The sequence below is a fragment of the Aeromonas sp. RU39B genome, assembly GCF_900156095.1.
GTDB lineage: Bacteria > Pseudomonadota > Gammaproteobacteria > Enterobacterales > Aeromonadaceae > Aeromonas.
The window spans coordinates 224,905-247,977 of record NZ_FTMJ01000003.1; the positions used below are offsets into that span (position 1 = coordinate 224,905).

Annotated in this window: 24 protein-coding genes; 22 read left to right on the top strand and 2 right to left on the bottom strand. The window is 56.8% G+C overall.

Features of this window, described 5'->3' with window-relative positions; all coding sequences use genetic code 11:
• Nucleotides 1-78: 78 nt before the first annotated feature.
• The 8 genes from BW958_RS06320 (at nucleotide 79) to BW958_RS06355 (ending at nucleotide 7,727) form a co-directional block, all read left to right on the top strand.
• Nucleotides 79-756 carry a glycerophosphodiester phosphodiesterase gene (locus tag BW958_RS06320; RefSeq protein ID WP_076574894.1) on the top strand — a complete coding sequence of 226 codons (678 nt, stop codon included), beginning with the start codon at nucleotides 79-81 and terminating at the stop codon, nucleotides 754-756.
• A gap of 95 nt (nucleotides 757-851) precedes the next feature.
• On the top strand, nucleotides 852-2,729 hold the full coding sequence (locus BW958_RS06325; RefSeq protein ID WP_076574895.1) for a methyl-accepting chemotaxis protein: 1,878 nt from the start codon (nucleotides 852-854) through the stop codon (nucleotides 2,727-2,729).
• 435 nt (nucleotides 2,730-3,164) lie between these two features.
• The gene (gene frdA / locus BW958_RS06330; protein WP_076574896.1) at nucleotides 3,165-4,946 is read left to right on the top strand and encodes a fumarate reductase (quinol) flavoprotein subunit; all 1,782 of its coding nucleotides are present in this window, start codon (nucleotides 3,165-3,167) and stop codon (nucleotides 4,944-4,946) included.
• The gene (locus tag BW958_RS06335) at nucleotides 4,939-5,673 is read left to right on the top strand and encodes a succinate dehydrogenase/fumarate reductase iron-sulfur subunit (RefSeq protein ID WP_076574897.1); all 735 of its coding nucleotides are present in this window, start codon (nucleotides 4,939-4,941) and stop codon (nucleotides 5,671-5,673) included. Before frdA ends, BW958_RS06335 begins: the two co-directional genes overlap by 8 nt.
• Nucleotides 5,674-5,677: 4 nt before the next feature.
• Nucleotides 5,678-6,076 (top strand): fumarate reductase subunit C, encoded by a 399-nt coding sequence (locus tag BW958_RS06340; RefSeq protein WP_076574898.1) that lies wholly within the window; start codon nucleotides 5,678-5,680, stop codon nucleotides 6,074-6,076.
• 11 nt (nucleotides 6,077-6,087) lie between these two features.
• Complete coding sequence (gene frdD / locus BW958_RS06345) at nucleotides 6,088-6,441, top strand: fumarate reductase subunit FrdD (RefSeq protein ID WP_076574899.1); 354 nt, start codon at nucleotides 6,088-6,090, stop codon at nucleotides 6,439-6,441.
• Between the two features lie 158 nt (nucleotides 6,442-6,599).
• Nucleotides 6,600-6,857 carry a GlsB/YeaQ/YmgE family stress response membrane protein gene (locus tag BW958_RS06350; protein WP_076574900.1) on the top strand — a complete coding sequence of 86 codons (258 nt, stop codon included), beginning with the start codon at nucleotides 6,600-6,602 and terminating at the stop codon, nucleotides 6,855-6,857.
• A 114-nt stretch (nucleotides 6,858-6,971) separates the two neighbouring features.
• Nucleotides 6,972-7,727, top strand: a complete 756-nt coding sequence (locus tag BW958_RS06355) for a substrate-binding periplasmic protein (protein WP_076574901.1) — start codon at nucleotides 6,972-6,974, stop codon at nucleotides 7,725-7,727.
• On the opposite strand, the gene BW958_RS06360 is transcribed toward BW958_RS06355, so the two are convergent.
• Nucleotides 7,724-8,626 carry a LysR family transcriptional regulator gene (locus BW958_RS06360; RefSeq protein WP_076574902.1) on the bottom strand — a complete coding sequence of 301 codons (903 nt, stop codon included), beginning with the start codon at nucleotides 8,624-8,626 and terminating at the stop codon, nucleotides 7,724-7,726. The two genes, BW958_RS06355 and BW958_RS06360, sit on opposite strands and share 4 nt — an antisense overlap.
• 102 nt (nucleotides 8,627-8,728) lie before the next feature.
• Here BW958_RS06360 and BW958_RS06365 point away from each other — a divergent pair, with 102 nt between their 5' ends.
• From BW958_RS06365 to nikR, 14 genes are all read left to right on the top strand, one after another.
• Nucleotides 8,729-9,355, top strand: a complete 627-nt coding sequence (locus BW958_RS06365) for an NADPH-dependent F420 reductase (protein WP_076574903.1) — start codon at nucleotides 8,729-8,731, stop codon at nucleotides 9,353-9,355.
• A 53-nt stretch (nucleotides 9,356-9,408) separates the two neighbouring features.
• The gene (locus BW958_RS06370) at nucleotides 9,409-10,407 is read left to right on the top strand and encodes an alpha/beta fold hydrolase (RefSeq protein WP_076574904.1); all 999 of its coding nucleotides are present in this window, start codon (nucleotides 9,409-9,411) and stop codon (nucleotides 10,405-10,407) included.
• A 60-nt stretch (nucleotides 10,408-10,467) separates the two neighbouring features.
• Nucleotides 10,468-10,650 carry a tautomerase family protein gene (locus tag BW958_RS06375; RefSeq protein WP_076574905.1) on the top strand — a complete coding sequence of 61 codons (183 nt, stop codon included), beginning with the start codon at nucleotides 10,468-10,470 and terminating at the stop codon, nucleotides 10,648-10,650.
• 72 nt (nucleotides 10,651-10,722) lie between these two features.
• A complete protein-coding gene (locus BW958_RS06380; RefSeq protein WP_076574906.1) occupies nucleotides 10,723-11,010 on the top strand; it encodes a putative quinol monooxygenase in 288 nt (95 codons plus the stop codon).
• A 265-nt stretch (nucleotides 11,011-11,275) separates the two neighbouring features.
• Nucleotides 11,276-13,144, top strand: a complete 1,869-nt coding sequence (locus tag BW958_RS06385; RefSeq protein WP_076574907.1) for a beta-glucoside-specific PTS transporter subunit IIABC — start codon at nucleotides 11,276-11,278, stop codon at nucleotides 13,142-13,144.
• Nucleotides 13,144-14,607 (top strand): glycoside hydrolase family 1 protein, encoded by a 1,464-nt coding sequence (locus BW958_RS06390; protein WP_076574908.1) that lies wholly within the window; start codon nucleotides 13,144-13,146, stop codon nucleotides 14,605-14,607. The genes BW958_RS06385 and BW958_RS06390 overlap by 1 nt, the downstream gene beginning before the upstream one ends.
• 26 nt (nucleotides 14,608-14,633) lie before the next feature.
• The gene (locus BW958_RS06395) at nucleotides 14,634-15,464 is read left to right on the top strand and encodes a PRD domain-containing protein (RefSeq protein ID WP_076574909.1); all 831 of its coding nucleotides are present in this window, start codon (nucleotides 14,634-14,636) and stop codon (nucleotides 15,462-15,464) included.
• Nucleotides 15,465-15,583: 119 nt separating this feature from the next.
• Nucleotides 15,584-16,195: a LysE family transporter gene (locus BW958_RS06400; protein ID WP_076574910.1), complete on the top strand. Its 612-nt coding sequence runs from the start codon at nucleotides 15,584-15,586 to the stop codon at nucleotides 16,193-16,195.
• 348 nt (nucleotides 16,196-16,543) lie between these two features.
• Nucleotides 16,544-18,118, top strand: a complete 1,575-nt coding sequence (gene nikA, locus BW958_RS06405) for a nickel ABC transporter substrate-binding protein (RefSeq protein WP_076574911.1) — start codon at nucleotides 16,544-16,546, stop codon at nucleotides 18,116-18,118.
• Nucleotides 18,115-19,059, top strand: a complete 945-nt coding sequence (nikB, locus tag BW958_RS06410) for a nickel ABC transporter permease subunit NikB (RefSeq protein ID WP_076574912.1) — start codon at nucleotides 18,115-18,117, stop codon at nucleotides 19,057-19,059. Before nikA ends, nikB begins: the two co-directional genes overlap by 4 nt.
• Nucleotides 19,059-19,889 carry a nickel ABC transporter permease subunit NikC gene (gene nikC / locus BW958_RS06415; RefSeq protein ID WP_218641742.1) on the top strand — a complete coding sequence of 277 codons (831 nt, stop codon included), beginning with the start codon at nucleotides 19,059-19,061 and terminating at the stop codon, nucleotides 19,887-19,889. Before nikB ends, nikC begins: the two co-directional genes overlap by 1 nt.
• Nucleotides 19,889-20,650, top strand: a complete 762-nt coding sequence (nikD, locus tag BW958_RS06420; protein ID WP_306169659.1) for a nickel import ATP-binding protein NikD — start codon at nucleotides 19,889-19,891, stop codon at nucleotides 20,648-20,650. Before nikC ends, nikD begins: the two co-directional genes overlap by 1 nt.
• Entirely contained in the window at nucleotides 20,647-21,450 is an 804-nt protein-coding gene (gene nikE, locus BW958_RS06425) for a nickel import ATP-binding protein NikE (RefSeq protein ID WP_076574915.1), read from the top strand. The genes nikD and nikE overlap by 4 nt, the downstream gene beginning before the upstream one ends.
• A 6-nt stretch (nucleotides 21,451-21,456) precedes the next feature.
• Nucleotides 21,457-21,900 carry a nickel-responsive transcriptional regulator NikR gene (nikR, locus tag BW958_RS06430; protein WP_076574916.1) on the top strand — a complete coding sequence of 148 codons (444 nt, stop codon included), beginning with the start codon at nucleotides 21,457-21,459 and terminating at the stop codon, nucleotides 21,898-21,900.
• 33 nt (nucleotides 21,901-21,933) lie between these two features.
• Here the strand turns inward: nikR and map are convergent, their stop codons facing one another.
• Complete coding sequence (gene map / locus BW958_RS06435; RefSeq protein WP_076574917.1) at nucleotides 21,934-22,764, bottom strand: type I methionyl aminopeptidase; 831 nt, start codon at nucleotides 22,762-22,764, stop codon at nucleotides 21,934-21,936.
• Between the last annotated feature and the right edge of the window lie 309 nt (nucleotides 22,765-23,073).

Consider the following 23,073-nt stretch of genomic DNA (forward strand, 5'->3'; position numbering starts at 1 on the left):
TTACCACCATCAAGCGCTCCATTAGTCTGTCATGGTCGCATTCGAAGCGGTAGCGGGTTACCCCATCAAGGAGAGAAGATGCAGTTCATTGCTCATCGCGGCGCCAGTGGGCTTGCGCCGGAAAATACCCTCAAGGCGTTTGATCAGGCGCTGGCACTGGGCATCAGCGCGATTGAACTCGACGTGCAGCAGGCCGACGGTGTGCTGTGGGTGTTTCACGACCGGCGCCTGGAGCGCTGCACCAACGGCGAAGGCGTGTTGGTGCGCCAGAGCCGCGATTATCTGGCCAGCCTGGATGCCGGTAACGGCGAACATATTCCGACACTGTGGCAGGTCATGCAGCGAGTAGCCGGTCGCTGCGAGCTGCATATCGAGCTCAAGGGGCCCCATACTGCACAGGCGGTGGCTGAGCTCACCCGCCGCGCCGAAGCCGAGCTCGGCTTTGCGCCCGCACAGTGGCTGGTCTCATCGTTTGACCATCTTGAGCTGCTCGCCTTCCAGGCGCTGCGCCCCGATATCCGGATTGGCGCCCTGATTGCCGGGCAGCCCCGTCATCTGGCGCATTTTGCCGCAAAGATGGGCTGTTGGTCGCTCAATTGTGATGTGGACTTTGTCACCCCCGAGCTGGTGGCCGATGCCCATCAACGCGGTCTCAAGGTGCTGGCCTATACCGTAGATCAACCGGATGACTGGCAATGGCTGGAGGCCATGGGCGTGGACGGCGTCTTTACCAACCACCCAGAGCGGGCCCGTTAGACTATAGATATTTCATCACCATCATCAGGTTTAGCTGCTGCTGGTCGATAATCTTTTTGATACCCAAGGACAAGACACGCATAAGGAAGTAGGCCATGAATGTGTCAATCAAAAACAAGCTGGTGCTGGCCATCAGCCTTCTCATCATGATCATCACCGCGCTGCAGGTATGGTACAACACCTCACAACTGCGTGACGAAACCCGCCGTCTGGTGTGGAACTCGGTAGATATTGCCTCGTCCTCCAACGTGCAAGGCATCTCGCACTGGATGGATGCCCGGGTCAGCATGGTGACTCAGGTTAAAGAAGCCTTCACCCTGCAAGATGAGCCGGTCACCTATCTCGCTCAGGCCGAGAAATCCGGCGGCTTCGATCTGGTCTACGCCGGCACCGAAGATGGCAAGATGGTCCGCAGCCATCACACCGATTTTCCGGCCGGCTATGATCCGCGTAAACGCCCCTGGTATCAGGCCGCCACCGCTGCTGGCAAACTGACTATCACCGCGCCCTATACCGATGCCTCCAGTGGCAAACTGGTGGTGACCATCGCCGAGCCGTTCCAACGCGGCAACACCAAGGGGGTGATTGCCGGTGATATCTCCATCGACGCACTGGTCGAGCATATTCTGGCGCTCAAGATGGAGGGCACCTACGCCATTCTGGTCGATGGCAGCGGCAACATCATTGCCCACCCGGACAAGGCACTGGCCATGAAGCCGGCCACCGAGATCTCGCCAGAACTGACCGCCAGCAATATCAAGACGCTGGCTCACGACAACACCATCTCCGAAATGGACATCGGTGGCAAACCGAGTGTGTTTGACCTTACCGAAGTGCCCAATACCGGCTGGTATTACGGCATCGTGATTGATAAGGACGTGGCCTATCAGGCGGTCACCCGCACCATTACCTCGGCCATCTGGCAGGGTCTACTGACCATACTGATCGTGGCCGGCATCTCCTATATCGCCATCAAGAGCTCGCTGCTGCCACTTAAAACCCTCGGCTTTGCCATTGCCGACCTGTCGCGTGGTAACGGCGATCTGACCCGCCGCATCAAGATTGAGCGCAATGACGAAGTCGGCATCGTGGCGCGCCACGTCAATACCTTCATCGATCGCATTCATGAGATGGTGAAAGACATCTCCCACTCCTCATCGCAACTTAATGGGCAAGCGGTCTCGTCGCACAAGATGGCGCAGCAGACCGATCAGGGCCTGTCCCGCCAGCAAAACGAGATCTCCCAGATCGCCACCGCCGTGCACGAGATGTCGGCGACCGCGGTCGAGGTGGCCAACAATGCCGAGCAGACCGCCGATGCCGCCCGAGCCTCGGCCAGTAACTGCGAGCAGGGCAAGCAGGTCATCGCCCGCAACCAGCGCTCGATTACCGATCTCGCCTCCCAAGTGGAACATGCCTCCGGCACCATTCGTGAGCTGGAGAAAAACACCCAGGAGATCAACACCATCCTCTCCACCATTCAGGGCATCGCCGAGCAGACCAACCTGCTGGCGCTCAACGCCGCCATCGAAGCCGCCCGCGCCGGTGAGCAGGGGCGCGGTTTTGCCGTGGTGGCCGACGAAGTGCGGGTGCTCTCCCAGCGCACCCACAGCTCCACGGTCGAAATTCGCACCATGATCGAGACCTTGCAGCGCAATACCCAAAGTGCGGTCGGCACCATGCAAGAGAGCCAATTGTTGGCACAAAACAGCGTGGATGACGCCAGCAGCGCCACCCAGGCGCTGGAGCAGATTGCCGAGTCCATCGGGCAGATCTCCGACATGGCGACCCAGATCTCCAGCGCCGCTGAGGAGCAGCGCGCCGTCACCGACGAAGTGAGCCGCAACATCCAGGCGGTGAAAGATGTCACTGACGAGTTGGCGAACCATGCGGTGAGCTCTAACCGGTTGGCGGACGAGCTCAAAAATATCTCTTCCGAGCTCAATACCCAGGTCGGCATGTTCCGCATTTAATCATGCTTTATTCACAAGAAGGGGCCGCTGCGCCCCTTCTTTCATTCTTAAAATCCGCATAAAAACCCACAATTATGAATAGCGAGAGTGTTCACATTCTGCTGTTTTCACCGCGTAATTGACCAAAATTCAACTAACCCAATAAAAACCTTAAAAATTATATGGTGAGTACCTAAAAAGAGAGGTAATTCGCATTTTAATCGGACCTGCTTGCGTATAATTCAGGGCCTTAGTACAAGAAATATCACAAGTCATTGGTCAGTTTTTTTTCTGGATGGCAGCAGACTTCAGGGTTTGTCCCCACGGATATTGGGGCTGGGTGGAATAATTCACTACGCCAGAGGCTTAAAACGGTGCTCTTTGACTTGCATCAAATTTGAATTTTATTCATAGAGCAAAATCGTGCCCAGCAACACTATCCCAAAGGAGGCAGATGTGGATATTATCAAGACCGATGTTGCCATCATCGGTGCCGGTGGTGGTGGCCTTCGCGCCGCCATTGCTGTGGCTGAATCCCACCCCGACCTGAGTATTGCCCTTATCTCCAAGGTCTACCCAATGCGCAGCCACACCGTGGCGGCCGAGGGGGGCTCCGCTGGTGTCGTCCGGGATGACGATACTCTCGACAACCACTTCAACGACACCGTTTCCGGTGGCGACTGGTTGTGCGAACAGGATGTCGTTCAATACTTCGTGGAAAATGCTACCCAGCAGATGGTTCAGCTGGAGCATTGGGGCTGCCCCTGGAGCCGGAAACCGGATGGCCGTGTCAACGTGCGTGCCTTCGGTGGGATGAAGATCCCCCGCACCTGGTTTGCCGCCGACAAGACCGGCTTCCACATGCTGCACACCCTGTTCCAAACCTCCATCAAATACCCCAGCATCCAGCGTTTCGACGAACACTTCTGCCTCGATCTCATCGTGGAAGAGGGGCGCGTACAGGGCGTGGTGGTGTTTGATATCCAGAACGGGATCACCCGCTTCATCCAGGCCAAGTCGGTGATTTTCGCCACCGGCGGCGCCGGCCGTGTCTATCGCTTCAACACCAACGGCGGCATCGTGACCGGTGACGGCATGGCGCTGGCCTATCGTCACGGCGTGCCCCTGCGTGACATGGAATTCGTTCAGTACCACCCGACCGGCCTGCCGGGAAGCGGTATCCTGATGACCGAAGGTTGCCGCGGTGAAGGCGGTATCATGCTCAACAAGGATGGCTATCGCTATCTGCAAGAGTACGGCCTCGGCCCGGAAACTCCGGTCGGTCAGCCGAAGAACAAATACATGGAGCTGGGTCCGCGTGACCGCCTCTCCCAAGCATTCTGGCAAGAGCAGCAGAAGGGCCGTGTGTTCGAATCCCCGATGGGTGATTACGTGCACCTCGACCTGCGTCACCTGGGTGAGAAGTACCTCAAAGAGCGTCTGCCGTTCATCTGCGAACTGGCCAAGGCCTACGTGGGCGTGGACCCGGTCAAGGAGCCGATCCCGGTTCGTCCGACCGTGCACTACACCATGGGCGGTATCGAAACCACGGGGCAATGCGCCACCCGTCTGCCGGGTCTGTACGCCATCGGCGAGTGCGCCTCGGTCGGTCTGCACGGTGCCAACCGTCTCGGCTCCAACTCGCTGGCCGAGCTGGTCGTGTTCGGTAAGGTGGCCGGTGAGGCTGCAGCCAAGCATGCTCTGGAAACCCAGCACGGTAACACCGATGCGCTGGCTGCCAAGGCCAAGGCCTTGATTGATCAACATCTGGCTCTGATGGACAACGACGGCACCGAAAACCCGGCCGATATCCGTAACGAGCTGGGCCGCACCATGGAAGCGGGCGTCGGTATCTACCGTACCGCCGAACTGATGCAGCAGACCATCGACAAGATCTCCGAGCTCAAGACCCGCTACAAGAAGGTCAAGGTCAACGACAAGTCGTCGATCTTCAACACCGACCTGCTGTATGCCATCGAGCTGGGTTATCTGCTCGACGTGGCCGAAGCGATGGCGCACTCGGCCATCAACCGCAAGGAATCCCGTGGTTCCCACCAGCGTCTGGACGGTTATCAGGACCGTGATGACGTGAACTTCCTCAAACATACTCTGGCCTTCTACAACCCTGAAGGGGTGCCGAACCTTGAGTATTCCGATGTGAAGATCACCAAGTCGCAACCTGCCAAGCGTGTCTACGGTGCTGAAGCTGAACAACAGGAGGCCAAGAAACATGGCTGAGATGATGGAAATTGAGATCCTGCGCTATCGTCCCGAGCAGGATAACGAACCCTGGTTCCAGACTTTCCAGGTTCCGTTTGCCAAAGAGATTTCTCTGCTGGAAGCGCTGAACTACATCAAGGACCACCTGGACTCCACCTTGAGTTTCCGTTGGTCCTGCCGGATGGCCATCTGTGGCTCCTGCGGCATGATGGTCAACGGTGTGCCCAAGCTGGGTTGCAAAACCTTCCTGCGGGATTATGCGCCGGGCAAGATGCGCATTGAGCCGCTCAACAACTTCCCGATCGAGCGCGATCTGGTGGTGGACATGTCCGACTTCATCGAGAAGCTCGAGAGCATCAAGCCCTATATCGTGCCGAAGGAAGAGAAGAGCCTGTGCGATGGTGAGTACATCCAGACTCCGGCCCAGCTCGAGAAGTACCGCCAGTTCTCCATGTGCATCAACTGTGGTCTGTGCTACGCCGCCTGCCCGCAATATGGCCTGAACAAGAAGTTCACCGGTCCAGCTGCCCTGGCGCTGCTCTACCGCTACAACGCCGACAGCCGTGATGGCGCGGCCGCCGAGCGGATGAAGATCGTCAACGCCGAATCCGGCGTGTGGAGCTGCACCTTCGTTGGCTACTGCTCTGATGTGTGCCCGAAGGGGGTCGATCCTGCCGCCGCTATCCAGCTTGGCAAGGTCGAAAGCGCCAAGGACTACATGATCGCCATGTTCAAGCCGGAGTGACACCATGAACAACACCAACAGTAAACGTAAGCCTTACGTCCGCGAGATGAAGAAGGACTGGTGGTTGAAGAATGCGTTCTACACCGGTTACATGATCCGCGAAGGTACCAGTCTGTTTGTCTCCATCTACGCCGTGGTGCTGATGTGGGGTCTGATGCGTCTGGTTCAGGGTGCCGATGCCTTCAACGGTTGGCTCGAATCCCTGCAAAGTCCGCTGGCCATCCTGTTCCATGTGATTGCGCTGGCTGCCTGCCTGTTCCACGCCAAAACCTGGTTTGCCCTGGCCCCGAAAGCCATGCGCATCTTCAAAGGTGATCAGCTGATCCCCGAGAAGCCCATCGTTCTGGTCCAGTATGTGGCACTGGCTGTGGTATCCGTGCTTGTTCTGATCATCGTGGCATGAGGAGAGAGACCATGAGACGTTCCGATGAACCTATCTACTGGGGTCTGTTTGGTGGTGGCGGCATGGTGGTCGCTATGTTGCTGCCGATCATCGTCCTCATCACCGGTATCCTGGTGCCGCTTGGCATCATGGATGTAGAAACCATGAGCTATGACCGTGTGCTGGAGTTCGCCAGCTCCTGGTGGGGCGCCATCATCATTCTGGTGATCATCGCCCTGCCGATCTGGCACGGCATGCACCGTATCTACCACGGTCTGCACGATCTGGGCATTCACACCACCAAGCTGCACCACTACGTATTCTATGGCTTTGCCTTCCTGGTATCGGCCATCACCGTCGGTCTGCTGATGGTACTGGTGCTGTAACACGCCCATCCTGACAAAGCCGGGCTTCATGCCCGGCTTTTCATTATTGTGATGTTTGTCACATCGGACAATATCTGACCAGCCCCCGCCCTGCTGCCATTCCACTTCTGCCCAGAGTGTCTAGAATCGCTCACCTCACACTCAAGAGGAGAGCTCAAATGGGTATTCTTGCCTGGATTTTTTTCGGATTGATCGCCGGTATTCTGGCCAAATGGATCATGCCCGGCCGTGATGGCGGTGGCTTTATCATGACCGTGGTACTCGGTATCGCCGGCTCTGTCGTGGGCGGCTTCATCAGCACCAAACTCGGTATCGGCTCTGTCAGCGGCTTCAACCTGCCGAGCATGGGCATCTCCATCGTCGGCGCCCTGGTTCTGCTGTTTGTCTACCGTCAGTTTGCCGGCGGCAAGTCCTGATTACACTGGCTGGGCAGGTCTCTCACTCCTGCCCGGCCACTGTGGCAAGCTTTCTGCAAACAGAGTAGATTTGTTGGCAAGGAGTTAACCCCTCCTGCAACGAATGGATTCCCGATGCGTCTCTGGCTCGCACTACTTCCCCTTCTGTGCCCACTCTTGCTCATGGCCAAGCCATTCGAGCTCACCACCGCTGTGCAACGCGACTCAGCCCCCAAATATCTGGTTCAAGATGAGCAGTTACCCGCACGCGGATTGTGCGTCGACATTCTGCATGCCATCGAACAACTCGACCCAGAACTGCATATGGTCATCTCGGCCAAACCTCTGCCCTTGACCCGGCTCGAACGCAGCGTCCAGACCGGGGAGCTGAGCCTGCTCTGCGGTGTCGGGGATACCTTAAGTCGCCGCCAGCAGTTTCACTTTATTGAGCCACCACTGTTCTCTGTGCGTTATCAGATGGCAGTACGCAGGGATGATCCCGTTAGTGTCGCCCATTGGCAGGAAGTGCGGGCACTGGGTAAAGAGGGGATTATTTTAGTTAATCGCGGCAGTGGCCCGGTTGAGCGGCTGCGCTCGCTCGGTGGACTAGAAGTCGATGATGGCGGCCAGACCACCGCAAGCAACCTCGGCAAGTTGCTCTCAGGACGCGGTCGTTTTTTTTACTACCGCTCACCCGGTCTGCACGATGAGCTGGAACGCCTGAAACTGACCGAGCGTGTTCGCATTTTACCTGCGGTTTTTGAACACCACTTCTTCTACCTGCTTGCAACGCGCGGCATCCCGCCCATCGTGCTAACCCGGCTACGACTGGCAGTGCAACAACTGGCCAGCGATGGCACCCTCGACTCGCTGTCGGCGCGCTATAACTAACTGTTACGAGCGTTATCCGCCCCAAACCTGGCGAGGGCAAAATCGATAAAGCTGCGCAGCTTGGGAGACATGCAACGATCCGGAGCATAAAACAGATGAAATGGGCGTTCATGAGCCCGAAACTCGGGCAACAACTCCACCAGCCGCCCGGCATCGAGATCGTCACGAACCAGCTCGGCTGGTTGCAATAACACCCCCAGCCCAGCCCGCGCAGCCATCAGTAAGGCTTCACCACTATCAACCATCAATTTGCCGGAAACCGGTACTGTGATATCCCCATCCGCCCCGCTAAAAGTCCATCTTGTGCGCAGCTCTGTGTAGGAAAAACCGAGGCACTCATGGTTCGTGAGCTCATTGGGGTGACTAAGCAGTGCGTGGCTAGCCAGATAGGAGGGGGCGGCACACAAGATCAGACGATACGGGGCCAAGGTACGAGCTATCAATCCGCTGTCAGCTAACTCTCCGACCCGAAAAGCCACATCGAAACCATCATCGATCAGATCGACAAAACCATTGGAGAGTGACATATCCACCGACACTTCCGGGTATTGCTGCATGTAGTCAGGTAGATGCTTGGTCAGCGCATGAATGCCAAACGAGACGGGAGCACTGATGCGCAATCTCCCCCGTGGCGTCCCTTCGCTAATGGATACCATGCCCTCGGCAGCCTCCACTTCCGCCAGAATGATCTTTACCCGCTCATAAAAAATCATTCCGGCTTCGGTCAGGTGTTGCCGGCGAGTGGTGCGATTGAGCAGCCGAATCCCGAGGTGTTTCTCGAGGGACTGTATGTGCTTACCCACCATCTGCGAGGAGATCCGTAAAGCCTCCCCGGCGGCAGAAAACGACCCCTGCTCTACCGCTTTGGCAAACACCTCCATACTTTGTAATCGGCCCATTAGAAACCCTAAGTTTCAAGTGATGAAATTAGCACACTATTTATCACATATGGCTTCACGTTTTACAGTGCATGCATCACACCATCACATCGGAAATGCATCATGAAAGTAGCAATAATCGGAACAGGTAACATGGGTTCAGGGTTGGCTTCTGCACTGGCTGGTGCCGGCCATGAGGTCATGATCGGTGCTCGTGATCTAGTCAAAGCCGCAACACTGGCGGACCAGATCGGGCATGGTGCCGTCGGTGGAGGAATCGGCGCTGCCGCCACGCTTGCCGATGTCATCGTGCTGGCATTGCCTTTTCCTGCCGCCGAAGAGGCGCTCAAACAGGCTGGCGATCTCTCTGGCAAGGTATTGATCGATATCTCCAACCCAATTAGTGCGGACTACAAAGAGCTGATAATAGGTCACACCACCTCGGCCGCCGAAGAGATTCAGAAAATGGCCCCGCGCGCTCGGGTCGTCAAAGCGTTTAATACCATTTTTGCCCAGCTACTCGCGCCGCAAGCTCGCCTGGGAAAAACCGTGCAGACCTTTATTGCCGGAGATGATGAGACCGCGAAGGCCACAGTTACCGGTTTGGCGCAAGCGATTGGATTTGAGGTACTGGATGCCGGTCCACTCTCCAATAGTCGCTTTCTTGAGCCGATTGGCGAGATGAATATTCACTTCGGTTATTTTCTCGGCAAGGGCCCGGTTGTCGCTCCGGCCTGGGTACAACTTTAATTAGTCACTGGTGATGGCTCGCATGGCCGAGCCATTTATCATCAAGGTAAATCATGAAGCCCTTATTTGGTGCTGTACTCACAGTACTCACATTGTCACTCAGCTCTACATTGGCAATCGCGACGCCAGCCCTAGAGGTTTTAGGAAAAGATTTTACTTTTCCTCACCAATTAAATGGGTTACCCAATAAATTATCCGATCTTAAAAAACTGCAAATCAATCAATTCAAGACCAGTGATGGCGTGACACTCCGCTATTGGGAGTTAGGTTCAGGCACACCCCTTATTTTCATTCCTGGCTGGTCTGCCAATGGCGCAGAGTACATCAATGTGATGTCTATTCTGGCCGAGCACTATCGCGTGATTGTGCTGGATCAGCGTAATCAGGGACTATCCGACAAAACCGCATACGGTAACCGAATAGCCCGTTATGCGATGGATCTGAAAGAATTAAATGACCACCTCGGCGTAACATCCGCTTATTATTGTGGCTGGTCAATGGGAGCATCGGTATTGTGGAGCTACATTGATCTCTTTGGCAGCAAGACAATCCGAAAAGCGGTTTTTGTGGATGAGCCAGTTGCAATTGTTGCCCGTGCTAATTGGAGCGAGCTTGAGCGTCGCAATGCAGGTGCATTGGTCCCGTCTGCTGATGCCTTGATTCATGGGCTACAGCAGCCTCTCCCCAAAGAGCTGGATCCGCAAACAACCAATTTTATTATTCGCTCCAGATTGCGCGACTCACCTTATTTCGATAACTCGGAACAGTTTGCCGATTCTGTTATCAAGAATGATCCCGCTGCTATGCTGCAAGTGATGTATGACCATGCATCCAACGACTGGAGTGATGTTATCCGCCACAAAATAGATATCCCAGTTGCCATCTTTACTGGTGAATACAGTGCTAATGTAGCCAGTCAACGCTGGATGCACTCAGTCATCCCAGACTCGCGACTGTTTATCTATAGCAAAAAACAGCAGGGCGACCATTTCCTCATGTTTAAGAATCCATTCAAATTTACCGATGACTTACGTGGATTTCTTGAAAAATAACCGTCTAAATGCAGACAAGATTCACCCATATATTGATTAACCACCCCACAGGAGAGAACAATGCCAGTAGTTAGAGTAACATGGTTCGAAGGCAAAGAGACGCAGACTAAACAAGCGGTCGCTGCCGATATCACGGAAAGTATTGTCCGTCACACAGCCACTGATCCAAAATATATTTATGTTATCTTTGAAGATGTATCACCGTCTGACTGGGCTGGAGAAGGGAAACTATTTGGTGATTAACCCATAGACCTATATATCCCCACCACTAATAAAACTCCGTCGGTATTATGCTGACGGAGCCTAGGAAGCATTATGCCCATTACAATATTGGCTACCGTCAGAGCTAAACCACAATTTTTCACAAATGTAGAGGCAGCTCTCATGGCGATGGTCCCAACCTCACGCGCCGAAGCGGGTTGTAGCACTTATCTGCTGTTTCGCTCTGAACAACAGACTGGTGTATTTCATCTGATAGAAACCTATGCAGACAACGTGGCATTGAATGCCCATCATCAGTCACCCCATTTCACCGAACTGGTCAACAGACTCGCTGATAAATTGATCGGTGACATCCAGATAGAGCAAGTGACCGAGCTGTAACGCAGCCTGGCCATTTCTGGTAAACCGGCGTGGTGCGATTAACCTGCACAAGATCACACTTTGGCATCTGTCTAGCAGACAAAATATGGCCTAACTCGCATTTTTATTGCGAGCGCTTTGACGTCGCCCCCTTTCCCATCGCACCTTGAGTTCATTCAAGGCGTGTCACTGGTAATGCAGGCAAGACCTGAAGGGATAAACCATTTATCTGGTTTGTCGCTTCGGGTCTTTTTGTTTTTCAGGCCCCGGGAAAAGGGACAACAGCATGAACTATCAACATACAGCCAGCGAAGTTCTTCGGCTGGTGGGCGGTAAGGAGAACATCGCCCACCTGGAACACTGCTCGACCCGGCTCAGGTTGACGCTGCACGATAACAAGAAGATCGTTCTCACCGACCTTGAAAAGGTGGATGGAGTCATCGGCGTGCGCATCAACGTGCAATGCCAGGTGATCATCGGCAATGACGTGGTGGAAGTATTTGAACAGCTCAGCCGGCTGGTTGGGACACTCTCCACCAGCAGCACGCCCCCGGAGTCTGAAGGTGATCGCCGCTGGCACGCCGTGGTGCTCGATTTTGTTATCAGTATCTTCCAGCCGCTGATCCCGGCGATTGCCGGCGGCGGGGTACTCAAATCCCTGCTGTTGCTACTCGATATGCTGGGGTGGCTCAGCAGCACCTCTCCGACCTATCAGGTGCTCAATAATATCGGCTCGGCCCCGCTCTACTTCCTGCCGCTGCTGGTGGCGATCACAACCGCCAACAAGCTCAAGGTCAATACACTCGTTGCGGTCTCGGCTGTGGCGACGCTGGTGTTGCCAGCCATGACCAAGCAACTGGCCGATGGCAGCTCGCTGTTTGGCTTGCCGCTACAAAATATCGCCTACCCTTCGCAGGTGTTCCCGGCAATCCTCTGCGTGCTGTTCTATGCCCAGGCCGAGAAGCTCTTTACCCGCTATTCACCCAAGTCCGTGCGCATCTTCCTAGTGCCCATGCTCTCGCTACTGGTCACGGTGCCGGTCACCCTGCTGGTGCTCGGGCCGCTTGGTTACACCTTTGGTGCCGGCTTTGCCAATGTCATTCTCGCGCTGTTCAACCAGTTCGGCATGTTGGCCACCGCCTTGCTGGCCGCAGTGTTGCCCTTTATGGTCGCAACCGGCATGCACAAGGCGATGATCCCGTATGCGGTCACCTCAATGGGGCAATTTGGTAAAGAGATGCTCTATCTGCCGGCATCGCTGGCCCACAACATTGCCGAGTCGGGCGCCTGCTTTGCGGTGGCATGCCGCACCCGTGACAAAGGGCTGCGCTCAACGGCCATTTCAGCCGGGATCTCGGCGCTGTTCGGTATCACCGAGCCAGCCCTTTATGGCGTCACACTGCTTAACAAGCGGGTGCTCTATAGCGTGATGCTGGCCAGTTTGATTGGCGGCGCCACCGCCGGTTTCCTCGCCATCAGCGCCTTTGCCCTGGTGGGACCGGGACTCGCCAGCCTGTCGATGTTTATCGCGCCCAATGATCCGAGCAACCTGCTCTATGCTGGCGGGGTGCTCGTGCTCTCGTTTGCCCTCTCGTTTGCAGCCGCCTTTGCCCTGTGGCGTGAGCCGCAATCCACAGCCACCCCGACCGCCGCGCAAGCAGCGCCGGCCAACCCTATGCCGCTGGCCATTGCACAGACCCAGTCCCTGCACAGCCCAATCGCAGGACGCATGATTCCGCTGGCTGAGGTCAACGACAACCTTTTCTCGCGCCGCATTATCGGAGATGGCATCGCCATCATTCCCACAGAAGGCGTACTGCGAGCCCCCAGCGATGGGGTGATCGAAGGGGTGTTTGACAAGGGACATGCCCTCAACATGTGTACCCAAAGCGGCACTGCCCTGATTTTCCATATCGGGCTCGGCACGCTGCGCCTCGAAGGGGATCACTTCTTCCCTCAGGTGAAAGCCGGGCAACAGGTTAAGGCCGGGGACGAGCTGATCCGTTTCAACCTCGATGCGCTGGTCAGCGCCGGAATTGATCCGGTGGTGGTGCTGATCGTCACCAATGGCGAGCGCTATCAGGTCACCCCGCTGCTCGAGCACGAACAAGTCAGTAATCAGAACGTAGTCATGATGGTGTCGGAGTTTGCATAATGATGAAACAACAAGGCTTTCCGGAAGGATTTCTCTGGGGCGGCGCACTGGCTGCCAATCAGGTGGAAGGGGCGTGGAACCAAGATGGCAAGGGGCCATCGGTGGCCGACGTAGTGGCATATAAGCCCCATCTGGACGTAAAGGATTATGCCGGTCACATGGGTATTACCCTGGCCGACGTTCATGCGGCGCTGGCAGAGCCGGCCTCTAACTGCTATCCAAAGCGGCGCGGCATCGACTTTTATCATCGGTATCAAGGCGATCTGGCCCTGTTTGCCGAGATGGGATTCAAGGTGCTGCGTGTTTCCATCGCCTGGTCGCGGCTGTTTCCAACCGGCGAAGAGCAAGAGCCCAACGAAGAGGGCATCGCCTTTTATAGCAACCTGTTTAGTGACATGCAGCGACTGAAAATTGAGCCTCTGGTCACGCTCTCCCACTATGAGATGCCGCTGGCGCTCAGTCTGAACTACAACGGCTGGGTGGATCGCCGTGTCGTCGATCATTTCGTGCGCTTTGCACGGGTCTGCTTCGAGCGTTTCGGGGGCAAGGTCAAATACTGGCTGACCTTTAACGAGATCGACAGCATTCACCGCCACCCCTTTACTACCGCTGGCATCATTCCCGAGCAGTGCACTCCGGGTAAAGAGCGCCAGGAGATCTATCAGGCGCTGCACCATCAGTTTGTGGCCTCGGCGCTGGCAACAGCCGAGTTGCGCCGCTTGGTACCGGGCGCGCAGATGGGCTGCATGCTGACCAAACTGACCACCTATCCCAACACCTGCCGGCCGCAGGACGTGGAAAAAACGCTCTGGAAAAATCTGGAGAATCACTTCTATGCCGATGTGCAGGTGTTTGGTGAATATCCGCCGTTGATCCTGAGCGATTTGGCCCGCCGTGGAATCCACATTCATATGCAGGAAGGTGATCTCGATACCTTGCGCCAGCACACGGTCGACTTTGTCTCGTTCAGCTACTACATGTCGCTCACCGAATCGGCCGACGACGGTCTGGAGAAAAGTGCCGGCAACACCATTTTGGGGGTCAAAAATCCCTATCTGCCCGCAACCGACTGGGGCTGGCAGATTGATCCTTTGGGGCTGCGGATTTCACTGCTCGAGCTCTATGACCGTTACCGCAAGCCCTTGTTTATCGTCGAAAACGGCATGGGGGCGCGCGATGAAGTGGTTGATGGCAAAGTGCACGATCCCTATCGGATTGATTACTTTCGCGCCCACATTCGCGAGATGCGCACCGCCGTGGAGCTGGGGGTTGAGCTGATGGGGTATACCAGTTGGGCTCCGATCGATCTCATCAGTGCCGGTACCTCGCAGATGTCTAAACGCTATGGCTTTATCTACGTGGATCAGGATGACGAAGGCAATGGTACACTGGCTCGCCTGCGTAAGGACTCGTTCTATTGGTATCGCAAGGTCATCGCCAGCAACGGCGCCGATCTCGAATAGTCACCCCACGACCGCGAGGTAACCGATTGATTACCATCAAGAAGACCCTCAATACCAGCATGGTGCTGGTAGAGCGTAACGGCCGCGAGATGATTCTGCTGGGCAAGGGCATCGGCTTTGGCCGCCGCCCCGGTACCCAGATTGCTCCCGAGCAGGTAGACCAGGTCTACCTGCCGGTGGATGACCAGAACTCGCGCCGGCTATTGGCCTTGATTGATGCCATCCCCGCGGCCTATTTCGACATCACCCGCCAGGTGCTCGACTACGCCACCCTCTACTGCGGCATCGCCCTGAACGAGCGACTGCTGTTTGCGTTAGCTGAGCACCTGCACTTTGCCGTTGAGCGGGCCGAGCAGGGCATCGTCATTACCAACCGGGTCTATTGGGAGATCAAGACTTACTACCCCAAGGAGTTTCATGTCGGTGAAAACGCTCTGCAACTGATCCGCGAGCAGTTAGAGGTGACGCTGCCGATTGAAGAAGCGGCCAACGTGGCGTTTCACCTCATCAATGCCCAGAGTGAATCCGATGATGGCAACGGCATCAAATATGCCCGCATGATCGATGACATAGTCAATCTGGTGCGCTATAGCTTAGGTACTCCGCTCGATACCGACTCGGTGCACTACAGCCGTTTCATCACCCATGTGAAGTTCTTCGTCGAGCGTTTCTATACCCGCAAGATGGTCAGTGACGGGGATCAGGCGCTCTTTGACCAGATTGCCAGCCACTGCCCGCAAGCGATGAAAGGGGCGCAGCATATCCGGGCCCTGCTCGAAGAGGCGCACGGCATCACCATTCCCATCGACGAGATCACCTATCTGGCGGTGCACATCAATCGTCTGCTTGGCCGCTAGCATAAAAAGATTCAAGGGATAGTGGCGACAGCGCGGCGGATCGGCGAGGATAGTCGTTCGGACTATTTTTTCACCACTGGCAGAGTGCCGCTCTGCCCCACTGTTCAGGGATGATGATCATGCTGGGTGTATCCAATTACGGGGCATTCGTGCTCGCCTTTATTTTGCTGCTGATCCTGCCGGGCCCCGGCAATCTGGCACTGATCACCAGCACGGGCAGGGGCGGCATTCGTGCCGGGCTGGCCGCCACCTTTGGCATCATTCTCGGCGATCAGGTGCTGCTGTGGCTGGCGGTGGCCGGGGTGGCTGCGCTGCTCAAGGCGTATCCTGCCGCCTTTCATATCGTGCAGTGGCTCGGAACCGCTTATTTGGTCTGGCTGGGCGCGCGGATGGTGTTTTCCCGTGGCGGCAGCACCAATCTGCTCAACATCCGCCCCTCGCACTTCTTGCGCCAGGCGCTCTCCATCACCCTGCTCAACCCCAAGGCCATTCTGTTTTACATGGCCTTCTTCCCGCTCTTTATCGACCCGGCCCACCACCTTGGGTTTGTCACCTTCGCCTTTATGGCGCTGACCGTGGCGGTGCTCACCTTTATCTACGGGTTGCTGATGGTGCTGGCGGCCCATCTGCTGGCCGAGCGGCTGCGTGCCAGCCCGCTGGTGTCACGTCTGCTGGAGAAGATCGCCGGCCTGTTCCTGATTGGTTTTGGGGTCAAGCTGGCCTCGGGTTAATCGCGCGGTGGGTCTCACCGCCCCTTGCCATCCCTCATGATAAGGGGCGGACTCTGGGCGAAGCGACAATAAATATCCATTCGATTCAGCACCAATCAATAGATACTTATTTTTTATATTTTTAATTTTCAGCCATTAGCTGTGAGCTTTTTCTCAAAAATAGCGTTCTATCACTCAATAGCAAAAGAACTTAAAATTTATCCAGAGTGAATATCGTCATACGCTTGCACCCTCCTGATTCAGGCGTATGATGTTTTTTCAATTTCGTCATACAGCCGTTTTCCTGTAAATACTCACATCACAATCCGTCGGATGGAATTCCATCAACCGGCGTGGGGGACTATTTTCATGCGTTTTCGCCAACTGCTCATGGCTATTTTGGCTTATTCAGCGCTCGCTTCCGGTGTCACCACCGCAGCAGAGCAGACACTCACCACCGCCTGGCCAGTCAATGCCGGTCCGCTCAACCCGCACCTCTACACCCCCAACCAGATGTACGCCCAGAGCATGGTCTATGAGCCACTGGTCAAATATCAGCAGGATGGCTCGGTCAAGCCTTGGCTGGCAGAGAGCTGGAGCAGCGCTCCCGATGGCAAAATCTGGCTGTTTAATCTGCGCCAGGACGTCACCTTCTCCAACGGCGAGGCGTTTGATGCCGCTGCCGTGGTGGCCAATTTCAATGCAGTGCTAAATAATCGCGAGCGCCACGCTTGGCTGGAGTTGACCAACCAGATTGAAGAGGTCAAAGCCCTTGGCCGTTATCAATTGCAAATAAAACTCAAAAGCGCTTATTACCCCTTCCTGCAAGAGCTTGCCCTGCCACGGCCATTTCGTTTTATTGCGCCATCGCAATTTAAAGAGGGTCAGACCAAGAATGGCATCCTCAAGCCAATTGGTACCGGCCCCTGGGTATTAGAAGCATCGCGTCTCAACCAAGACGACATATTTGTTCGCAACGAACACTATTGGGGAAATAAACCGGCCGTTAGCAAACTGACCGTCAAGGTTATCTCCGACCCGGCCAGCCGGGCGGTCGCGATGGAGACCGGGGATGTGGACTTGCTCTATGGCAACGAAGGGCTGCTGCCCCTCGATACCTTCGAGCGGTTCTCCCATATGCCGACCCTCAAGACCCGTCTCTCGCAGTCGGTAGAGACCGTGATGCTGGCCCTCAACTCGGCCCAAGGCCCCACCAGCGAGCAGTTGGTGCGTGAAGCACTCAACTATGGCGTCGATAAGCAGACCATGGTGAAAAGCGTGCTCTACGGCACCCAGCAGGTCGCCGATACCCTGTTTGCGCCCTCGGTGCCCTATGCCGACATCGGTCTCAAGGCTCGTCACTACGATCCGGCGCTGGCCGCCAAGCTGCTCGATCAGGCCGGCTGGTTGCTGCCGGTGGGCAAGAGCCTTCGCGAGAGAGGCGGCAAGCCGCTTGATATCGAACTGGCTTACACCGGCACCGATGCGCTGAGCAAATCGATGGCCGAGATCATCCAGGCGAACTTGCGCCAAATCGGGGTAGCGGTGCATCTGGTGGGCGAGGAGGAGAGCAGCATTTTTGCCCGCATGCGCGATGGCCGCTTTGGCATGATCTTCAACCGCACCTGGGGCGCGCCGTACGATCCGCACGCCTTTATGAGCTCGATGCGGGTGCCGTCCCACGCCGACTTTCAGGCGCAGCGTGGCTTGCCAGACAAGGCCGTGATCGACAAAGAGATTGGCCAGGTCCTCACCTCCCGTGACGAGCAAACCCGCCAGCAGCTCTACCGTGACGTGTTGACCCGGCTGCACAACGACGCGGTCTACCTGCCGCTCACCTATGTGTCGCAGATGAGTGTGGCCCGAGCCGAGTTGGGTAACGTGCCCTTCGCGCCCATCGTGTCGGAGATCCCGTTTGATCAGATCACGCCGGTGGCGCCATGACCCGTTATGCCCTGCGCCGGTTGGCCCTGCTGCTACCCATGCTGCTGGCCGCCTCGCTGATCATCTTTGTGTTGCTGCATTTGGGCACCGGCGATCCGGCGCTTGATTACCTGCGCCTTTCCAACCTGCCGCCGACCGAGGCGATGATCGCCTCAACCCGCGTGCTGCTTGGTCTGGATCAACCCTTACCGGTGCAATACTGGCACTGGCTGGTCAACGCGCTGCATGGGGATTTTGGTACTTCCTATGCCACTCAGCGGCCAGTGCTGGCAGATCTGCTGCACTTTCTGCCGGCCACGCTGAAACTGGCCGGCGCCGCGCTGCTGTTGATCCTGCTTATCTCGGTTCCGCTGGGGATCTGGGCGGCTCGCCATCGTGACGGCTGGCCCGATTCTGCGGTGCGACTGGTGGCGTTTCTCGGCGTCTCGATGCCCAATTTCTGGTTGGCCTTTCTGCTGGTGATGCTCTTTTCCGTCAAGCTGCAGTGGCTGCCGGCCATGGGCTATGGTGGATTCAAACACCTGCTACTGCCTGCCGTGTCGATTGCGTTTATGTCGCTGGCTATCAATGCCCGACTGCTGCGCGCCAGCATGCTGGATGTGGCCGGTCAGCGCCACGTCGTCTGGGCGCGCCTGCGCGGCCTTAGCGAGCGTCAGGTCGAGCGGCGCCACATTCTGCGCAACGCCCTGCTGCCGGTGCTCACCGCGCTGGGCATGCATATTGGCGAGCTGATTGGCGGCACCCTGATCATCGAGAGTATTTTCGCCTGGCCGGGCGTCGGTCGTTACGCCGTGTCGGCCATCTTCAACCGGGACTATCCAGTGATCCAGTGTTTCACCCTGCTGATGGTGAGCGTGTTCGTGATCTGCAATCTGGTGGTGGATCTGCTCAATGCCTGGCTGGATCCACGTATTCGTCGCCACGAAGGAGGCCATCTGTGATGTTTTGGCAAACCGCCCGCTGGCCGGTGCGTCTGGCGCTGGTCACGCTGGCGTTGCTGGCGCTGATCGCCCTCACCAGCCACTGGTGGCTCCCCTACGATCCGCTGGCCATCAATCTGCCCGAACGGCTACAAGCACCGGGCAGCCTGCACTGGCTCGGGACCGATCATCTGGGACGGGATATTTTAAGCCGTCTGCTGGCCGCCACCCGGGTATCACTCGGCTCGGTGATGGCCTGTCTGCTGCTGGTGCTCGCGCTGGGCCTCTCGATTGGCGGCTGCGCCGGGCTGTTCGGCGGACGGGTCGATCAATCCCTGATGCGGGTGGCCGATCTGTTTATGACGTTTCCGACCTCTATCATGTCGTTCTTTTTAGTCGGCGTGCTCGGCACCGGGCTGACCAACGTCGTCATTGCCATCGCCCTCTCGCACTGGGCCTGGTATGCCCGCATGGTGCGCAGCCTGGTGATCTCGTTGCGCCAGCGCGAGTTTGTGCTGGCAGCCCGACTCGCCGGAGCCGGGCCGCTGCGCCTGTTTACCGATCATCTTGCTGGCACCGCCGTGCCGCCACTGCTGGTGCTGGCGACCCTCGATATCGGTCATATGATGCTGCACGTCGCCGGCATGTCATTTCTCGGTCTTGGCGTCAGCACGCCCACTCCGGAGTGGGGGGTGATGATCAACGATGCGCGCCAATATATTTGGACCCAGCCGATGCAGATGTTCTGGCCGGGGCTGGCGCTGTTTATCAGTGTGATGGCCTTCAATCTGGTGGGTGACGCCCTGCGTGATCACCTCGATCCTCACCTGCTTGCGGAGCACAGCCACTGATGCAACAGCTCACCATCGACAATCTGGTGCTGCACAGCCAGCGTCCCTTGCTGCACGGCGTCAGCCTGACGCTGACCCGTGGCCGCGTGCTGGCACTGGTTGGCAGCAGTGGTAGCGGTAAGTCACTGACCTGCGCCGCCACCCTTGGCGTGTTGCCCGCCGGGGTCAAACAAAAAGAGGGGGTGGTGCGGCTCAATGGCGCCCCCGTCACACCGGGCAGTCTGCGCGGCAGCGTAGTCGCCACCATCATGCAAAACCCGCGCAGCGCCTTTAACCCGCTGCGCACCATGCGCGATCACGCCAGCGAAACCTGCAAGGCCTTGGGCAAACCGTTTGAAACCCAGCACTTTGTCGCGCTGCTGCAAGACGTGGGACTGGATGACCCGCAGCGTCTGCTCTCTCTCTACCCGTTTGAGATGAGCGGCGGCATGTTGCAGCGCACCATGGTGGCGCTGGCGCTACTGTCGGACGCGCCATTTCTGATTGCCGACGAGCCGACCACCGATCTGGATGTGGTGGCCCAGGCCCGCATCCTCGACCTGCTCGATTCCATCATGCAGCGCCGCTCGCCGGGCCTGCTGCTGGTCACCCACGACATGGGCGTGGTCGCGAGACTGGCTGACGATGTCGCCGTCATGTCCGACGGGCGGATTGTCGAGCAGGCGGACGTTGAATCGATTTTCCACACACCGCGCCATCCGGTGACCCGGCAACTGGTGGCGGCCCATCTCGCCCTGTATGGATTGGAGCTGGCATCATGACGTTGCTGACCGTCACCGGATTATCCCACCACTATCATCGTCACGGGTTCAATAACGACGCGCCCCGCCCGGTGTTACACGATATCTCCCTCTCGCTGCAGGCTGGCGAAACCGTGGCGCTGCTTGGTCGCAGCGGCTGTGGCAAAAGCACCCTCGCTCGCCTGCTGGTCGGGCTGGAGCGACCCGCCGAAGGGAGCGTGTTGTGGCAAGGGCACGATATCCATACTCTGCGCGGCGACCATGCAGCCACCTTTCGCCGCGATATCCAGCTGGTGTTTCAGGATGCGCCGAGCGCAGTCAATCCGCGCATGACGGTGCGCGAGATTGTGCGCGAGCCGCTGCGTCATCTCTTTTCGCTCAGCCGCGCCGAGCAGGAAACCAGAATTGTCGAGATGATGCAGGCCGTTGAGCTCGATGCCGCCTTGCTTGGCGCGCGCCCCAACCAGCTCAGTGGCGGCCAGTTGCAGCGTGTCTGTCTGGCCCGCGCCCTTATCACCCATCCCAAATTGCTGATCCTTGATGAGGCCGTCTCCAATCTGGATCTGGTGCTGCAGGCCACCATTATTACGCTGCTCAAGCAACTGCAGGCCAGGCTGCACACCAGCTTTCTGTTTATCACCCACGATGTGCGGCTGGTTAAACAGTTCTGCCAACGAGTGATGATCATGGAGGAAGGGAGGATCGTGGAAAACGCCACGGTCAATCAGGACTTTGAGCTGCAAAGTGATGCCGGTCTGGCATTGCAACAGGCGGTGCTGCCGGCCTATCCTGTCCGCCCGGCCCTCAAACAGGCATCGTGAGCCCTTATGCAACGCATCACTATCACCATGGACGACGATCTCGTCGAGACCCTTGACCAGCTCAGTGCCCGGCGCGGCTACCACAACCGCTCGGAGGCGCTGCGCGATATCGTGCGCACGGCGTTGGCCCAAGAAGCCACCGGCGATAACCAGCAGCAGGGGTTTGCGGTGCTCTCGTATGTCTACGAACACGAAAAGCGCGATCTGGCCAGCCGCATCGTGTCAGCCCAGCATCACCACCACGACCTGTCGGTCGCAACGCTGCATGTGCACATCAATCACGATGACTGTCTGGAGATCGCCGTGCTCAAGGGGCAGATGGGCGAGATCCAGCACTTTGCCGATGACGTGACCTCCCAACGCGGTGTACGCCACGGTCATCTGCAATGTCTGCCGATCGATGAACATACCGAGTTGCATCACCCACATCATGGTGAACACTCGCACTAAACGTGTCACCTCCGCGATGAAATTGCTGGCCAGCTATCGGTATTGATTCGGACTCCAGAAATCAAACAGGGTCTGGTTGATCACCGGATAGCCGAGAGTGTCCCCTTCACGAAATGAGGCGGTCAGAATCGAGTAGCTCTCCTCGGTGACTTCGACCATATGCTCCCAATGAGCAACCGGCGATTGCGCCACATTGACGATGGAAATCCCATCACTGCCAATACCTAGCTGGGATGAGCCTGTAGAGAGCACAGGGTCCAGCGTAAATACCATCCCTTTTTGCAAAACAACATCCTGAGTCAGCAGACTATCAACCATGATAAACGGCGGGGTATGCATGGCGGCACCAATACCATGGCCTATACACTTAACCGCCAGATGACACTCCAGTCGCTTGACGGCATCGTCGATAGCATGGGAAATGGTGCTAAACGCAACACCCGGTTTGATATGTGAGATGCCGACCAGCAAGGTGGTATAGGCTGAGTCGATCAGGTGCTCCTTGACAGGATCCACCTCACCGATGGAGAACATGCGACTGGTGTGGCCAAACCACCCATCCTTGACCACGGCCAAATCGATATTGAGAACATCCCCCTGCCTAAGTTCACGATTATCTGGCCGACCACGGGAGACCACATCGTTCACCGAGGTGTAGATCGCCTTGTCAAACCCGCGATATCCAAGATAACCGGGCTCAGCCTGATTAGCGGCGATTTTCTGGCGACATAACAGATCCAAAAACTCCGTTGTCACCCCCTCAATCACATGAGGGATCAGCCAATCCAGTACGCTGGACGCAATACCTGCCGCAACCCGGATATGTTTGAGCCCATTGTCATCATGGATAGCTATTTCGCGCATCAAAGTGACCTCTACCGCATCAGAACACCGATGTTAAGCCCCACACATCGCAACGACCGTCGAGCCCAGAGACAGGGAATAAAAGGCAGCAGTTGAAACTCATTCTTACTAAGTAAAAAGTATGGATGTCCAGCTCATACTTAAGACACTGTCAGAAGTAACAGTTACCCAGAGGCCAGGCGAAGCACAAGCAGTGAAGGAAGGGGCGTCGACAGCGCACAAAAGCAAAAAGCCCGCTCAACTGAGCGGGCTTTCAATGTGGCTCCCTCGACAGGACTTGAACCTGTGACATACGGATTAACAGTCCAT

Excerpts from the sequence above, each read along its gene's own strand:
- BW958_RS06400 (WP_076574910.1), top strand. The coding sequence starts at position 15,584 with ATGCTGGGTGTATCCAATTACGGGGCATTCGTGCTCGCCTTTATTTTG.
- nikC (WP_218641742.1), top strand. The coding sequence starts at position 19,059 with ATGTTTTGGCAAACCGCCCGCTGGCCGGTGCGTCTGGCGCTGGTCACG.
- nikD (WP_306169659.1), top strand. The coding sequence starts at position 19,889 with ATGCAACAGCTCACCATCGACAATCTGGTGCTGCACAGCCAGCGTCCC.
- BW958_RS06335 (WP_076574897.1), top strand. The coding sequence starts at position 4,939 with ATGGCTGAGATGATGGAAATTGAGATCCTGCGCTATCGTCCCGAGCAG.
- BW958_RS06355 (WP_076574901.1), top strand. The coding sequence starts at position 6,972 with ATGCGTCTCTGGCTCGCACTACTTCCCCTTCTGTGCCCACTCTTGCTC.
- nikB (WP_076574912.1), top strand. The coding sequence starts at position 18,115 with ATGACCCGTTATGCCCTGCGCCGGTTGGCCCTGCTGCTACCCATGCTG.
- nikE (WP_076574915.1), top strand. The coding sequence starts at position 20,647 with ATGACGTTGCTGACCGTCACCGGATTATCCCACCACTATCATCGTCAC.
- BW958_RS06385 (WP_076574907.1), top strand. The coding sequence starts at position 11,276 with ATGAACTATCAACATACAGCCAGCGAAGTTCTTCGGCTGGTGGGCGGT.
- BW958_RS06370 (WP_076574904.1), top strand. The coding sequence starts at position 9,409 with ATGAAGCCCTTATTTGGTGCTGTACTCACAGTACTCACATTGTCACTC.
- BW958_RS06350 (WP_076574900.1), top strand. The coding sequence starts at position 6,600 with ATGGGTATTCTTGCCTGGATTTTTTTCGGATTGATCGCCGGTATTCTG.
- BW958_RS06325 (WP_076574895.1), top strand. The coding sequence starts at position 852 with ATGAATGTGTCAATCAAAAACAAGCTGGTGCTGGCCATCAGCCTTCTC.
- BW958_RS06360 (WP_076574902.1), bottom strand. The coding sequence starts at position 8,626 with ATGGGCCGATTACAAAGTATGGAGGTGTTTGCCAAAGCGGTAGAGCAG.
- frdD (WP_076574899.1), top strand. The coding sequence starts at position 6,088 with ATGAGACGTTCCGATGAACCTATCTACTGGGGTCTGTTTGGTGGTGGC.
- BW958_RS06320 (WP_076574894.1), top strand. The coding sequence starts at position 79 with ATGCAGTTCATTGCTCATCGCGGCGCCAGTGGGCTTGCGCCGGAAAAT.
- map (WP_076574917.1), bottom strand. The coding sequence starts at position 22,764 with ATGCGCGAAATAGCTATCCATGATGACAATGGGCTCAAACATATCCGG.
- BW958_RS06390 (WP_076574908.1), top strand. The coding sequence starts at position 13,144 with ATGATGAAACAACAAGGCTTTCCGGAAGGATTTCTCTGGGGCGGCGCA.
- BW958_RS06375 (WP_076574905.1), top strand. The coding sequence starts at position 10,468 with ATGCCAGTAGTTAGAGTAACATGGTTCGAAGGCAAAGAGACGCAGACT.
- BW958_RS06340 (WP_076574898.1), top strand. The coding sequence starts at position 5,678 with ATGAACAACACCAACAGTAAACGTAAGCCTTACGTCCGCGAGATGAAG.
- nikR (WP_076574916.1), top strand. The coding sequence starts at position 21,457 with ATGCAACGCATCACTATCACCATGGACGACGATCTCGTCGAGACCCTT.
- BW958_RS06380 (WP_076574906.1), top strand. The coding sequence starts at position 10,723 with ATGCCCATTACAATATTGGCTACCGTCAGAGCTAAACCACAATTTTTC.
- nikA (WP_076574911.1), top strand. The coding sequence starts at position 16,544 with ATGCGTTTTCGCCAACTGCTCATGGCTATTTTGGCTTATTCAGCGCTC.
- BW958_RS06365 (WP_076574903.1), top strand. The coding sequence starts at position 8,729 with ATGAAAGTAGCAATAATCGGAACAGGTAACATGGGTTCAGGGTTGGCT.